The organism is Flavobacterium sp. N1736 (genome assembly GCF_025947065.1).
Classification (GTDB): Bacteria; Bacteroidota; Bacteroidia; order Flavobacteriales; family Flavobacteriaceae; genus Flavobacterium.
This window is the reverse complement of sequence record NZ_CP109994.1, coordinates 2,656,694-2,670,122: the sequence shown is the minus strand read 5'-3', so window position 1 is coordinate 2,670,122 and position 13,429 is coordinate 2,656,694. Positions and strand designations below refer to the sequence as shown.

Sequence of the window (13,429 nt, the reverse complement as noted above, 5' to 3'; positions counted from 1 at the left end):
TCACGCAAATCGTTTTCAACAACAACCTACTTTCTAATAATGACTTACTTTGTTGTAAGTAAAATATTCTATTCATATGAAAGCAACTATTATTACCATTGGAGATGAAATTTTAATAGGTCAGATTGTAGACACAAATTCTGGTTTTATAGCCAAATCCCTTGACCGAATTGGAGTTGAAACCAGAGAAATGATTTCCATAAGCGATGATAAAAAACATATTCTGGATACTTTCGCGCAACTTCAAAACAAAGTAGATGTCGTTGTTATTACCGGCGGATTAGGGCCAACAAAAGATGATATTACCAAGAAAACTTTCTGCGAATATTTTGATGATGAGTTAGTTGTAAATCCCGAAGTTTTGGCTCATGTAACAGAATTAATTGAAGGTTTTTACAAGAGACCAATCTCACAATTAAATAAAGATCAGGCATTAGTTCCGTCAAAATGTACCGTTTTGCATAATAAAGTAGGTACAGCGCCGGGAATGTGGATGAAGAAAGAAAATACCGTATTTATTTCGCTTCCGGGAGTTCCGTATGAGATGAAATATTTAGTTGAAGAAGAAATAATTCCGAAGATTGTTCGTGAATATAAACGTCCTTATATCATACATAAAACGATTTTAACGTACGGACAAGGCGAAAGTCTAGTTGCAGAACGTATTGAAGATTGGGAGAATAATTTACCTGAATTTATCAAATTAGCCTACTTGCCAAATCCGGGAAGAGTGCGTTTGCGCTTAACGGCAAGAGGAACAAATAAAGAAGAATTAGAAACTGCCATTGAAGAAAACGTAAAATCTTTAGATGCTATAATTCATGATATTATAGTAGGTTATGAAGAAAATGAAACCATAGAATCTGTAGTTGGAAAGATTTTGACGAAACAAAATAAGACTATTTCGACAGCAGAAAGTTTTACCGGAGGAAAAATTGCATCGATTTTATCGGCAGTTCCCGGAGCTTCAAAATATTTTAAAGGAAGTGTTGTTTCGTATAAAACAGAGGTAAAGGTTAATGTTCTTGGTGTCTCGCAAGATTTAGTAGATCAATTTTCGGTAGTAAGTGCACAAGTTGCATCGGCTATGGCTTTGAATGTGAAAGAGATGCTTAAAACAGACTATGCAATTGCAACAACTGGTAATGCCGGACCAACAAAAGGTGACTCAGATGCTGAAATTGGAACTGTTTTTATCGCTTTGGCTACTCCGAATGATATAATTGTTGAAGAATTTAATTTTGGTCAACCACGTGATAAAGTGATAGATAGAGCTTCGATTAAGAGCTTAGAAATATTACAGAAAGAAATTTTAAAAAATGTGCATTAATTTTTTGCTACAATGGTTTATTTTTCTTTTCTTTGCACCCTGATTTTGAATAACGATAAAAGATAAGTATAATGTCAAGAGTTTGTGACCTTACAGGTAAAAGAGCGATGGTAGGAAATAACGTTTCTCACGCTATGAACAAAACTAAGAGAAAGTTTTCTGTAAACTTAGTTAAAAAGCGTTTTTATCTTCCAGAAGAAGATAGATGGATTACTCTTAGAGTAGCAGCGTCTACGATAAAAACAATTAATAAAAATGGAATTTCTGCTGTTTTGAAAAAAGCGCAGTCAGAAGGATTTATCAAATAATCTTTTCCTAAATAAATATATAGCAAGATGGCAAAGAAAGGTAATAGAATCCAGGTAATTTTAGAATGTACTGAGCACAAGACTTCTGGTGTTCCGGGAACTTCTAGATACATTACAACTAAGAACAAAAAAAATACTCCGGATAGATTAGAGATTAAAAAATTTAATCCAATCTTGAAACGTGTAACTGTTCACAAAGAAATTAAGTAATAATTAGAGATTTTTGTAAATCTCAAATGGTTTTGCCATTTAGAGTTTTATAGAAACTTCAAATAACATTTGAATCATGGCAAAGAAAACCGTAGCATCGTTACAAACATCTTCTAAGAGATTATCAAAAGCCATCAAAATGGTAAAATCTCCTAAAACTGGTGCATATACATTCGTAGAATCTATTATGGCTCCTGAAGAAGTTGATACTTTCTTGAAAAAGAAATAATAACAATCACAGTATATAGAAAAGCTACTTTCATTCCGAAAGTAGCTTTTTTATTTTTATATTTGTTTAAAATTTAGAAAAGACTAATAATTGGTTTTTAAAAACATAGATTTTTATTTATGCTTCAAACTTTTATTCTAAAAGCTACGATTTTGCATAATTTAAACTTGTTAAAAGCAAATTGCCTTTTTTAAGCTTTCAGGCTTTTTTGGATATGCTAAAAATCCGAAAGCCGAACAATCTTATAATCTAAACAATAATGAGTTTTTTTAAAAAATTATTCTCTACTGATAAAAAAGAGACTTTAGACAAAGGTCTTGAAAAATCAAAAACTACTTTTTTCTCAAAATTAAGTAAAGCCGTTGCCGGAAAATCTAAAGTCGATGACGATGTTTTAGATGATCTGGAAGAAATTCTTGTAGCTTCGGATGTTGGTGTAAACACAACATTAAAAATAATTTCAAGAATCGAAAAACGTGTTGCAGACGATAAATATTTAGGAACAGAAGAATTAAATCAAATTCTTCGCGAAGAAATTGGAGGCTTACTATCTGAAACAAATAGAGGTGAAGCAACTGAATTCGAAATTCCGAAAGACAAAAAACCGTATGTTTTAATGGTTGTTGGCGTAAATGGAGTTGGAAAAACAACTACCATTGGTAAATTGGCTTATCAATTTAAAAAAGCAGGTTATAAAGTAGTTTTAGGTGCTGCAGATACTTTTCGTGCTGCTGCGATCGATCAATTGCAAGTTTGGGCAGATCGCGTAGATGTGCCAATTGTAAGACAAAATATGGGCAGCGATCCTGCTTCTGTAGCTTTTGATACTTTACAATCAGCAGTTGCGCAAAATGCAGATGTAGTTATTATTGATACTGCCGGACGTTTGCACAACAAAATCAATTTGATGAACGAACTTACGAAAGTAAAACGTGTAATGCAAAAAGTGGTTACTGATGCGCCTCACGATGTACTTTTAGTTTTAGATGGTTCTACAGGTCAGAATGCTTTTGAGCAGGCAAAACAATTTACAGCTGCAACCGAAGTAACTTCTCTGGCTGTAACTAAATTAGACGGAACCGCAAAAGGTGGTGTTGTAATTGGTATTTCAGATCAATTTCAAATTCCTGTAAAATATATTGGTATTGGTGAAGGAATTGAAGATTTGCAAGTCTTTAATAAATACGAATTTGTAGATAGTTTTTTTAAATAATCTCTTTTAGATAATTCAATGAGTTTTTCTTCTTTAAAAAATATAACGCCTCTTACTTTTTATTTCGGAAGCGTTATTTGTTTTGTTTTAGCAAATGTATTACGAAACAAAAGTTTGTCTTTTTACTACGTTTTATTGGTGTTAGGATTGGTTTTCTTTTTTATGGGAATCTTAAAGAGATTGCGTACCAAACGTTAATTACTGATATAAAGCGCTAATTTTCTCCCATAATTTTTCGTCAAAATCAGATAAGGCTAAGTTGACATCGTCAGCGGCATCTCCCATTCTGATAATTACCATGTTTTTGCTTGGTACAACATATATTTTCTGGTCGTTTTTGCCCAAAGCCATAAACATATCGTTTGGCGCTGTTGGAATTATACTTCCCGGAAATGTAAGCTGCGATTGCGGTAAATGGTAGGAAGTTTTACCATTTAGCCACCATAAATAACCATATCCTAAATTAATGTTTTGTGAAGTTGTAGTGGCTTCATTAAAATACGTTTCATTTAAAATTTGGTTATTATCCCATTTTCCCTTATTAAGCATTAAAAGTCCAAAACGCGCCATACTTCTTGATGTGCTGGTGTAAACGCTATTTACGCCAAGTTGAACCCAATTACCGTTCATGCCTATTTTATCTCTTAATTTGGCATTGAAATAATTCTCCCATGTTTGTGCGCTTGCTGCTGCAACAACATCTTGTAATTTCACGTAAACATTGTGATATGCCCAGCGTTTTCCGGCATCGGCTTTATAGATTAAGCTGGCAGGATCTACATCGTCAGTGCTGTCGTCTAAACCTGATGTCATGGTCAATAAGTTTTTGCAGGTAATTAAATTTTCCTGAGCAAGTGTTTCGCTTGTCCAGCCCGTACCAATATATTGTGATACTTTATTGTTGATGTTTAATAAACCTTCCTGTTGTGCAATTCCGGTTATTGTTGAAGTTAATGTTTTTCCTGCGCTTGCCCAATACCAATTTGTAGAGGCAGAATGCCCGTTAAAATAATTTTCCATGACAATTCGCCCGTTGACCAAAATGATAAAAGATTTGGAATGTTTGAGTTCTAAATAATCTAAAAGTGGCTGAACCGCATTTTGATTCCATTTTAAATCTGAAATCGAAGTTGTCTCCCAAGTGGTTCCTGTTGAAGGAGGAAAGTACATTGTTTGATCAGGCGCTGGCGTTGGTTCAGCAGGATCTGAACTGCATCCTGCCAATAGTAAGATTGTCAGGAATGTAGAAATGGTTTTAGTCATGTTTTTTTGGTTTTGGTTTAGGGTAAGACTAAAAATATGTAAAATAGTTTAAATTGCTTTTGTAAATTTCATCTCTTTTAAACGATATAAAGTTATCTTTGCAGATTACAAAAAATCTTTTGAAAACCGAAGCCCTAGCCCTGATGGAAGCGGTATCCTTTTTGTTTTTTCTTTAAAAATAAAAAGATATAGCGAACAGCAGGAAATAGCTTCTTATTCTTCTCCCAAAATTTCGGGATGATAAGAAAGACAATTATTGAATTTTAATATAATAGATATGAAAAACACTTTTATGATTTTGGTTTTATCGTTTTTGTTTGTAAGCTGTAAACAAGAAATTAAACCCGCTGATATTGCAAAATTGAATGGATATTGGGAGATTGAAAAAGTGGTTTTTGATAAAGGGGATGAGAAGGCATACGGAATGAATGAGAATTTTGATTTTTTTCAGATTAAAGGAACAAAAGGAACGCGAACGAAGGTTATGGCGCAGCTTGACGGAACTTTTTTGACGACAAATACGTTTGAAAATGTTTCGGTCAGGTTTACAGATAAAGGAACTTTTCTGGATTATAAAACGGATTATGCAAAGTGGAGTGAAGAATTAATTTCGATTTCGGAGAAGAATTTTGTAGTTAAAAATGATCAGAATAAAGAATATCATTATAAAAAAGCAGAACCTATAAATATTTTAAACGATGGCAAAAAGACTAAATAACGAAAGTACTATTGGGGCTGTTTTGCAACAGATTATTCAGGTGAATAAATTGCAGCCCGGCATGGATCAGATTGATGTAAAAGAGGCGTGGAGACAATTGATGGGAAATGGCGTAAATACGTATACGAAAAACGTTGTTTTAAAAGGAAGTACCTTATATGTGGAGCTTGGATCGGCAGTTTTAAGAGAAGAATTAAGTCACGGAAAATCAAAAATCGTTAAAATGATTAATGAAGAATTAGGGCGTGAAGTGGTGAAGGATGTTATATTACGTTGATTATAGATTTTAGAGTTCAGATTTTAGATTGCTGTACTTTATAAATAAGCTCTAAATAAAAATCCCGTTTCAATTTGAAACGGGATTTTTTTATTTTTTTTATTTTTAAATCTAAATTCAGAAATCTAAAATTTAAAATTGCTCTCTTCCTGCAAAGTGAAATGCGCCTTCGATTGCAGCGTTTTCGTCACTGTCAGAACCGTGAACTGCATTTTCTCCAATAGAAGTTGCGTATGCTTTACGAATAGTTCCTTCAGCAGCTTCAGCTGGATTTGTAGCTCCAATTAAAGTTCTGAAATCTTCTACAGCGTTGTCTTTTTCTAAAATAGCAGCAACAATTGGTCCGCGTGACATAAATTCAACTAATTCTCCGTAGAAAGGTCTTGCAGAGTGAACTGCATAAAACGCCTGAGCATCAGCTACAGTTAATTGAGTTAATTTTAATGAAACGATTTTGAAACCTCCGTTTGTAATCATTGCTAAGATATTCCCGATGTGTCCGTTTGCAACAGCATCTGGCTTAATCATTGTAAAAGTTCTATTTGTTGCCATTTTTGTGTTTTTAAATTTTGTGCAAAAATAGACTTTTTTTATGAATTGATTTTAATAAAATCATAATTAAAACACAGTAAAAAGATGTTTTGAATAGGAAAATCTTTTTTTAAACCATATAAGTTATATAAGTTCATATTAAAAAACGTAATAACTTGGTATTGATATAACCAGCTGTTAAATGAACTTATATAACTTATATGGTGAAAGTATTTTTTTTATACTTTGAAAATCAGTTTGTTTTTGTAGAATATCCACAAAATAAATGTCCAGATACATACATAAACTAATGCTCCTGCCAAAGAAGCTGTCATTGGATTACTGAAAAATGGCGCAATCCAAAAACTGTATAAATAATTTAAAAGGTTGATTTTTTCTTCCGGATTATGAGGATTTTGAAACTCAATCATCACTAAAGCCTGCGGGATAATCTGCGATGTAAAAAACACAATCATTGGGTTAACTCCCCAAATTAAAAACGGTTTAAACCCTTTTTTATAATCGGCGATATCAATTACATAATATAAAATGGCTAAAAATGTGGCTGCTAATCCTGTGGTATATAAAACATAACTGCTTGTCCAGATTGATTTATTGATTGGAAAAACAATATTCCATAATAAACCGGCAATAATAAGCGCGACACCGGCGATCGCCATTTTTGTTGTTTTTTGTGTTTTAGGGACTTCACGCAGTAAAATTTGCCCAATTAATAAACCAATAATTCCGTTTACGATAGATGGAATTGTACTTAAAATTCCCTCAGGATCCCAGGTTATGGTTTCGCGATACATATGTCCTTTAAGTAGAATGCTGTCTATCCATGAAGCAAAATTGGTTCCTTTGTCAAGATTTGCAGCACCAATTCCCGGAACAGGAATTAAAGTCATAATTGCCCAATAACCAAGTAATAAAATAACTCCGGTTATAATTTGTGTTTTTTGAGATGTTTTTAAATACAAAAGCGAAACCACAAAATAAACAATTGCAATACGTTGCAAAACGCCCGGAAGACGAACGTCATGATACGCCTCGATCCCGCTATACGCTAAAAACAAATAAATAAAAAGAATTGTAAATGCCAGAATGTTTTTGACTTTTGAACTGAAACTTCCCATTAATGCATAACCAACAGCAATTGTAATGGCCAGACGACCAATAAGAAGTGGAATTCCGTCAAGACCAAATAATTGTATTTTGCCAAAAAAGTTAAAGAAAATCCCTAAACAAAACATTCGTAACGAACGAACCAAAATTTTATTAAAAGTAGTATTGTCGTAGATTTTATCAGGCATTGCAAGAGGAACTGCAACTCCCATAATAAAAATAAAAAACGGAAAAACTAAATCGGTTGGCGTACAGCCATGCCATTCAGCATGTAATAAAGGCGGATAAACATTGCCCCAATCTCCGGGATTGTTTACAATGGTCATCAATAAAATCGTTAATCCTCTGAAGACATCTAATGAAATCAAGCGCTCTCTGGTCATAGTTTTTTTTGGTAATAGGTTAGTTTTTGTTTTAAAAGGTTACTATTTGGTTTAGAGAGGCAATAATTTCAGAAGAGGCGGTTATTTATTCTGATGATTATTACTTTATTTTTTGTCACGAATTCACGAATTAGTCAAATAAAAATTAGTGAATTCGTGACTAACTTTTTAAATTTTTATAATATTAAAATTCATTTCTAAAGGTTTTAATTTTTGTATCAAAAGCGGAATCAACTGTTCTCCTTTTTCTAAATAAAATTCAGAAAAATTAGCTTGACGTTCCTGCAAACTTTGGTTCGGAAACAACTCACATTGTAAATCAATTACGCGCTGTAATTCATTGTCCAGTTTTCGTTTTTGTGCTTTTAATAATCTTTTTTCCAGGTTTTCCAACCCTTTCTTTTGTTTTACTTCTTGTGCTTTTATAGCTCCGGTAAACGATTTGTCTGTTTTAGCTGCTAATTCGTAAAGATATTCAAATTGTTTTTCCAACGTTTCTTTTTGAGGCGTTAAATCAATAGGAAAAGCAGATAATTTATGTGTAATCGCATTGACTAAATCAGCAGGTTTTGTAAATAAATCTGCCCAGCTTAAATTTAAATTGTCCGCTTTTTTAGCCTGTTTTTCTGTGTTTAAAAGTACCGAATTTCTAACCAAAAGCACCGGAAAAGTTATGTTTACAGCGTCAAAAAACGATTTTAGTTCCAGCCAATACGCAATTTCTCCGCCTCCGCCAATATAACATAAATTAGGTAAAATAATTTCCTGATATAACGGACGCATAATCACGTTTGGACTAAATTTTTCGGGATTACTTTCCAGTAAACTTAGAATTTCTTCTTTTGAAAATGAAATTTTAGTGTTGTTTACAAAGTATTTATCATTTTCAAAAACAATACGTTCACGCAAAGTATCTTCAATATAAAATAAATTGATTTCACGCGGATTTACCTGAATAGTATACTCTTTAAGTTGATCGATTGTTTCCTGAACAGCTTTAAATGAAGTTTGCTTTTCTAGTTCTTCTTTTACAAAAGGAATAAAAGCACGTTTTAAATGAGCATCATCAGCATCAAGAATTACCAAACCATATTGGGTAAATAAACTATTAGCCAGAAAACGTGTCGCATCAGCCAGATTTTCATGTTTCAAATACGCTTCTTCAAACAGTTTTTTTAGAACACTTGCATTCGTACTCGAACCTAATTCGGCAGCATAAATTTCGAAAAATTCAGCTAAACCTTCAGTAGAAAGCCTTCCAACCGGACCGGTACTTTCTTTATTCCATCTGAATTTTTTTCCTTTAAAATTAAAATAATTAATCTCTTCAAAATCATGATCTTCTGTTGCCATCCAATAAATGGGAACAAAATTATTTGTTGGATATTTAGATTTTAATTCTTTGGAAAGATTAATCGTTGAAATAATTTTATATAAAAAATACAACGGACCGCTAAACAAGTTTAATTGATGTCCGGTTGTAATTGTAAAAGTGTTTGAAAGTGCTAAAAGCTCTATATTTTGTTTTGTAGCATCAGAGATTTCGATGTTTTGATATTGCTTTTTTAAAGACTCGACAAGAGAAACTCTGTTTGCATTATCAAAATTCGATTGTTTTTCAATGATTTGTTGTTCGAAGTTTTCCAGCGTTGGAAAATGGTTGTATAGTGATCGTAATTCGGGTTTTTGATCTAAATAATCTTGTATCAATTTAGAGAAATATCCTGAGTTTTGGTAGTTGATACAGTCGGTGGGCATAATTTTGGGTTTATTTTTGACAGCTGTAAATTTAATGAAAATATACAGTTAAATGTGTTTTTAACGAATGCTTAATATTTGATTTTTAATTTTAGTTTTAAAGTGTTTATATTCAGGGTTTTGATTTTTGATTTTGTTGTTGCAGAATAAGAAATAGTTGGAAGAATATTAAAGTTCTCGATTTGGTTTTTTTGTTAAAATTTTGAGAGTAATACAAAACTGTTGTTCTTAAATGTGTGTTTTTAATAATGAAACTATATTTTTGCAAACAAATATTTGTTGCGTAAAATGAATCGATTCATTTTTGCAGCGTCATTTTTCAAAAAAAAATATATCAAAACCGGATGAAAAATAACCCTAATCAGGAGAACTCGTTACGACATGTTCTCTTTGGTTCCTTAATTGGTACCACAATCGAATTTTTTGATTTTTATATTTATGCTAATGCAGCTGTATTAGTTTTTCCGCAATTATTTTTTCCGGGAGCAAGCAGCACCAATTCAACATTAGAATCTTTGGCTACTTTTTCAATAGCCTTTTTATCAAGACCCTTAGGATCAGCCGTTTTTGGGCATTATGGAGACAAAATAGGACGTAAAGTAACCTTGGTAGTTGCCTTATTGACCATGGGATTATCGACAATAGCGATTGGTTTTTTACCGGGTTATGCAAGTATTGGCATCGCCGCACCAATTTTATTAATGTTATGCCGATTTGGGCAGGGAGTTGGTTTAGGAGGCGAATGGGGAGGAGCTGTTTTACTGGCAATTGAAAATGCACCGCCACATAAACGTGCCTGGTACGGAATGTTTCCGCAATTAGGAGCGCCAATCGGGTTGTTGCTTTCCGGAGGAACTTTTTTAATTTTAACAGATACGATGACCGCCGAAGCTTTTATGGATTATGGATGGAGAATTCCGTTTATAGCAAGTTCACTTTTAGTAATTGTTGGTTTTTATATTCGTTTAAAAATAAGCGAAACTCCAGCATTCGAAAACTCTAAACTGGAGCAAAAAGAAGTTAAGGTTCCGTTTTTAACTTTATTGAAATCGTATAAAAACCAGTTAATTTTCGGAACTTTTTCTGCTATTACTACCTTTTTGGTTTTTTATTTAATGACTGTTTTCACATTGAGTTGGGCAACGTCTGATTTAGGTTTTACAAAAAGAGATGCGCTATTGATTCAATTGTTTTCAGTATTGTTTTTTGCCTTTTTTATTCCTGTTTCCGCTTTGGTTGCAGATAAAATCGGACGTCGAAAAATATTAATTATTACAACGGCTACAATCGCTGTTTTCGGATTTTTCTTTTCGTACTTTCTAAATTCAGGAAACCCTATTTTGGTAACCGCTTTTGTTTGTATCGGAATGTCTTTAATGGGCTTTACCTATGGACCTTTGGGAACTTTTTTATCAGAATTATTTCCTACCACAGTTCGTTATTCAGGCGCTTCTTTGACATTTAATCTCGCCGGAATTTTAGGCGCTGCGTTTGCACCAATGATTGCAATTTGGCTTGCAAGTACTTACGGTTTAAATTACGTAGGCTTTTATCTGACTACGGCCGCTTTAATATCTTTAATTTCGTTTATAGTGATTTCAAAGAAAGTGCATCAGTTTTAAAAAATCTTATTCTATATTATATAAGCCTTTTGAAGATATTCCGAAAGGCTTTTTTATTTAAAAATCAAGAGAAATCTTTCCTTAAAAAGTCTCTAAATATCTCGTATTTTTGCAAAAACATTTCTTTTGAAAACCAAACTCTTCATTGTCACGCCGCCTTTTACACAACTGAATACACCGTATCCGGCAACAGCGTATATAAAAGGATTTTTAAATACTAAAAATGTCGAATCCGTTCAGGCAGATTTGGGTATCGATGTGATTTTGGAATTGTTTTCTAAAAAGGGTTTAATTGATTTATTTGAAGTTTCAAGTTTGAAGTTTCAGCTTGCAGGAAACACGATTTCCGATAATTCAAAACGAATTTTTGCTTTACAGGACGAATACATCAAAACAATTGATGCTGTAATTCAGTTTTTGCAGGGAAAAAATCCAACGTTGGCATTGCAAATCTGTCAGGAAGATTTTCTGCCGGAAGCTTCTCGTTTTGCACAATTAGAAGAACTCGATTGGGCTTTCGGAACAATGGGAACACAGGATAAAGCAAAACATTTAGCCACTTTATACCTTGAAGATATATCTGATTTTATTGTAGAATGTGTCGATGAAAATTTTGGCTTTAGCCGATATGCGGAACGTTTAGGTCGAAGCGCCAATTCTTTTGATGAATTATATGAGGCTTTACAACAGAATCCAACTTATATAGATTCTATTTTAATTTCTATTTTAAAAGAAAAAATTGAAGCTGTAGAACCTACTTTTTTCTTAATTTCAGTTCCCTTTCCGGGAAATTTATATAGCGCTTTTCGATGTGCACAATGGATAAAACAGCATCATCCGGAAATTAAGATTTCGATGGGTGGCGGTTTTCCAAATACCGAATTACGTTCACTTTCTGATGCACGTGTTTTCGAATTCTTCGATTTTATCACTTTAGATGATGGCGAAGTGCCGATAGAAGAATTGATAGAGAATTTGTCATCCCGCGCAGAATCGACGGAAGAAAGGCGGTATAAAAGAACTTTTTTATTGGAAGATGAAAAAGTTGTCTATAAAAACAATTCCTTAAAACACGATTATAAACAAGCTTATGTAGGAACTCCTGATTATTCTGATTTGTCTTTGGATAAATATATTTCGGTTATCGAAATCGTAAATCCGATGCATAGAATGTGGAGTGACGGACGCTGGAATAAACTCACTATGGCGCACGGCTGTTATTGGGGAAAATGTACTTTTTGTGATATTTCATTAGATTACATAAAAGTTTACGAACCGGTTGCTGCCAATTTATTGTGTGACAGAATAGAAGAAATGATGTTGCAAACGGGACAAAATGGTTTTCATTTTGTTGACGAAGCCGCTCCGCCAGCGTTGATGCGTGCTTTGGCGTTAGAAATATTACGTCGGAAACTCGCCGTAACCTGGTGGACAAACATTCGGTTTGAAAAAAGTTTCTCTAAAGATTTGTGTTTATTACTAAAAGCATCGGGTTGTATTGCTGTTTCCGGAGGTTTAGAAGTAGCGTCAGACCGATTGTTAAAATTGATAGACAAAGGCGTAACGGTTGAACAAGTGGCAAAAGTAACCCGAAATTTTACAGAAGCCGGAATTATGGTTCATGCTTATTTAATGTACGGTTATCCAACACAAACAATTCAGGAAACGATTGACAGTTTAGAAATGGTGCGACAATTATTTGAGGCCGGAATTTTGCAATCCGGTTTTTGGCATCAGTTTGCGATGACGGCGCATAGTCCGGTTGGTTTATATCCCGAGAAATTTGGTGTAACAAAAACCACTGAAGCAATTGGGACTTTTGCCAATAATGATATTGACTACACGGATTCTACGGGAATCAACCACGATAAATTTAGTTTTGGACTTAAAAAATCACTTTTTAATTTCATGCACGGAATTTGTTTTGACTACGAACTTCAGGATTGGTTCGATTTTAAAATTCCGAAAACGAAAATTGATCCGTATTTTATTTTTAATGCACTTGAAAGCACAAATGATTTCAGCACAAAACCAAATGCAAAAGTAGTTTGGTTAGGAGGAAAACCTTCTGTGGAGTATTTTACAAAATCTAAAAAGGGACAAACATGGGAAATGATGACTTTTACTTTTCATGATAAAAAGGAAAGTTTCACGATTCAGACTAATAAAATTGAAGGCGAATGGCTGCTTGAAATTCTGAAAAAAATTGCCATTTCAAGCGGTAAAAATTTGACTTTTCAGGAACTAAAAAATGATTTCGAAACTCAATTAGATGATTTTGAATTGTTTTGGTATTCAAAACCAATTAATACGTTACGTGAGTTTGGGTTATTAGTATTGTAGTAAAATTGCAATGAATTTTTGTCATTTCTACGAAGGAGACCCAAGCGCTGGCAAACAGGCGAAGCAAATCACATAAACTAGATTGACAAGATTTTACTTCTCACATTTCACAAATT

General features: G+C 33.3%; 13 protein-coding genes. 9 read left to right on the top strand and 4 right to left on the bottom strand.

Features of this window, described 5'->3' with window-relative positions; genetic code table 11:
* Positions 1-76 precede the first annotated feature (76 nt).
* From OLM54_RS11085 to ftsY, 5 genes are all read left to right on the top strand, one after another.
* Positions 77-1,330, top strand: a complete 1,254-nt coding sequence (locus OLM54_RS11085) for a CinA family nicotinamide mononucleotide deamidase-related protein (protein ID WP_264534706.1) — start codon at positions 77-79, stop codon at positions 1,328-1,330.
* Between the two features lie 71 nt (positions 1,331-1,401).
* The gene (gene rpmB, locus OLM54_RS11080; RefSeq protein ID WP_007805815.1) at positions 1,402-1,638 is read left to right on the top strand and encodes a 50S ribosomal protein L28; all 237 of its coding nucleotides are present in this window, start codon (positions 1,402-1,404) and stop codon (positions 1,636-1,638) included.
* Between the two features lie 27 nt (positions 1,639-1,665).
* Positions 1,666-1,848: a 50S ribosomal protein L33 gene (rpmG, locus tag OLM54_RS11075; RefSeq protein ID WP_008253902.1), complete on the top strand. Its 183-nt coding sequence runs from the start codon at positions 1,666-1,668 to the stop codon at positions 1,846-1,848.
* Between the two features lie 76 nt (positions 1,849-1,924).
* Positions 1,925-2,077, top strand: coding sequence for a DUF4295 domain-containing protein (locus OLM54_RS11070; RefSeq protein ID WP_007805819.1), 153 nt, complete (start codon positions 1,925-1,927; stop codon positions 2,075-2,077).
* Between the two features lie 259 nt (positions 2,078-2,336).
* Positions 2,337-3,290, top strand: a complete 954-nt coding sequence (ftsY, locus tag OLM54_RS11065; RefSeq protein WP_264534705.1) for a signal recognition particle-docking protein FtsY — start codon at positions 2,337-2,339, stop codon at positions 3,288-3,290.
* 198 nt (positions 3,291-3,488) lie between these two features.
* On the opposite strand, the gene OLM54_RS11060 is transcribed toward ftsY, so the two are convergent.
* A complete protein-coding gene (locus tag OLM54_RS11060; RefSeq protein ID WP_264534704.1) occupies positions 3,489-4,553 on the bottom strand; it encodes a serine hydrolase domain-containing protein in 1,065 nt (354 codons plus the stop codon).
* Between the two features lie 277 nt (positions 4,554-4,830).
* Here OLM54_RS11060 and OLM54_RS11055 point away from each other — a divergent pair, with 277 nt between their 5' ends.
* Together OLM54_RS11055 and OLM54_RS11050 are read left to right on the top strand one after the other, a co-directional pair.
* Positions 4,831-5,271, top strand: coding sequence for a hypothetical protein (locus OLM54_RS11055; protein WP_264534703.1), 441 nt, complete (start codon positions 4,831-4,833; stop codon positions 5,269-5,271).
* Positions 5,252-5,548 carry a DUF721 domain-containing protein gene (locus OLM54_RS11050; protein ID WP_264534702.1) on the top strand — a complete coding sequence of 99 codons (297 nt, stop codon included), beginning with the start codon at positions 5,252-5,254 and terminating at the stop codon, positions 5,546-5,548. Before OLM54_RS11055 ends, OLM54_RS11050 begins: the two co-directional genes overlap by 20 nt.
* Before the next feature lie 132 nt (positions 5,549-5,680).
* On the opposite strand, the gene OLM54_RS11045 is transcribed toward OLM54_RS11050, so the two are convergent.
* The 3 genes from OLM54_RS11045 to bshC form a co-directional block, all read right to left on the bottom strand.
* A complete protein-coding gene (locus tag OLM54_RS11045) occupies positions 5,681-6,100 on the bottom strand; it encodes a nucleoside-diphosphate kinase (RefSeq protein ID WP_264534701.1) in 420 nt (139 codons plus the stop codon).
* A gap of 218 nt (positions 6,101-6,318) precedes the next feature.
* A complete protein-coding gene (locus OLM54_RS11040; protein ID WP_264534700.1) occupies positions 6,319-7,590 on the bottom strand; it encodes an acyltransferase family protein in 1,272 nt (423 codons plus the stop codon).
* A 168-nt stretch (positions 7,591-7,758) separates the two neighbouring features.
* Entirely contained in the window at positions 7,759-9,348 is a 1,590-nt protein-coding gene (gene bshC, locus OLM54_RS11035) for a bacillithiol biosynthesis cysteine-adding enzyme BshC (protein WP_264534699.1), read from the bottom strand.
* A 344-nt stretch (positions 9,349-9,692) separates the two neighbouring features.
* On the opposite strand from bshC, the gene OLM54_RS11030 reads away from it, so the two are divergent.
* Both OLM54_RS11030 and OLM54_RS11025 read left to right on the top strand, forming a co-directional pair.
* Positions 9,693-10,970: an MFS transporter gene (locus tag OLM54_RS11030; protein WP_264534698.1), complete on the top strand. Its 1,278-nt coding sequence runs from the start codon at positions 9,693-9,695 to the stop codon at positions 10,968-10,970.
* Positions 10,971-11,096: 126 nt separating this feature from the next.
* Positions 11,097-13,313, top strand: a complete 2,217-nt coding sequence (locus OLM54_RS11025; protein ID WP_264534697.1) for a B12-binding domain-containing radical SAM protein — start codon at positions 11,097-11,099, stop codon at positions 13,311-13,313.
* Positions 13,314-13,429 lie beyond the last annotated feature (116 nt).

Excerpts from the sequence above, each read along its gene's own strand:
- rpmB (WP_007805815.1), top strand. The coding sequence starts at position 1,402 with ATGTCAAGAGTTTGTGACCTTACAGGTAAAAGAGCGATGGTAGGAAAT.
- OLM54_RS11085 (WP_264534706.1), top strand. The coding sequence starts at position 77 with ATGAAAGCAACTATTATTACCATTGGAGATGAAATTTTAATAGGTCAG.
- OLM54_RS11060 (WP_264534704.1), bottom strand. The coding sequence starts at position 4,553 with ATGACTAAAACCATTTCTACATTCCTGACAATCTTACTATTGGCAGGA.
- rpmG (WP_008253902.1), top strand. The coding sequence starts at position 1,666 with ATGGCAAAGAAAGGTAATAGAATCCAGGTAATTTTAGAATGTACTGAG.
- OLM54_RS11050 (WP_264534702.1), top strand. The coding sequence starts at position 5,252 with ATGGCAAAAAGACTAAATAACGAAAGTACTATTGGGGCTGTTTTGCAA.
- OLM54_RS11040 (WP_264534700.1), bottom strand. The coding sequence starts at position 7,590 with ATGACCAGAGAGCGCTTGATTTCATTAGATGTCTTCAGAGGATTAACG.
- OLM54_RS11045 (WP_264534701.1), bottom strand. The coding sequence starts at position 6,100 with ATGGCAACAAATAGAACTTTTACAATGATTAAGCCAGATGCTGTTGCA.
- OLM54_RS11055 (WP_264534703.1), top strand. The coding sequence starts at position 4,831 with ATGAAAAACACTTTTATGATTTTGGTTTTATCGTTTTTGTTTGTAAGC.
- OLM54_RS11070 (WP_007805819.1), top strand. The coding sequence starts at position 1,925 with ATGGCAAAGAAAACCGTAGCATCGTTACAAACATCTTCTAAGAGATTA.
- OLM54_RS11030 (WP_264534698.1), top strand. The coding sequence starts at position 9,693 with ATGAAAAATAACCCTAATCAGGAGAACTCGTTACGACATGTTCTCTTT.
- ftsY (WP_264534705.1), top strand. The coding sequence starts at position 2,337 with ATGAGTTTTTTTAAAAAATTATTCTCTACTGATAAAAAAGAGACTTTA.
- bshC (WP_264534699.1), bottom strand. The coding sequence starts at position 9,348 with ATGCCCACCGACTGTATCAACTACCAAAACTCAGGATATTTCTCTAAA.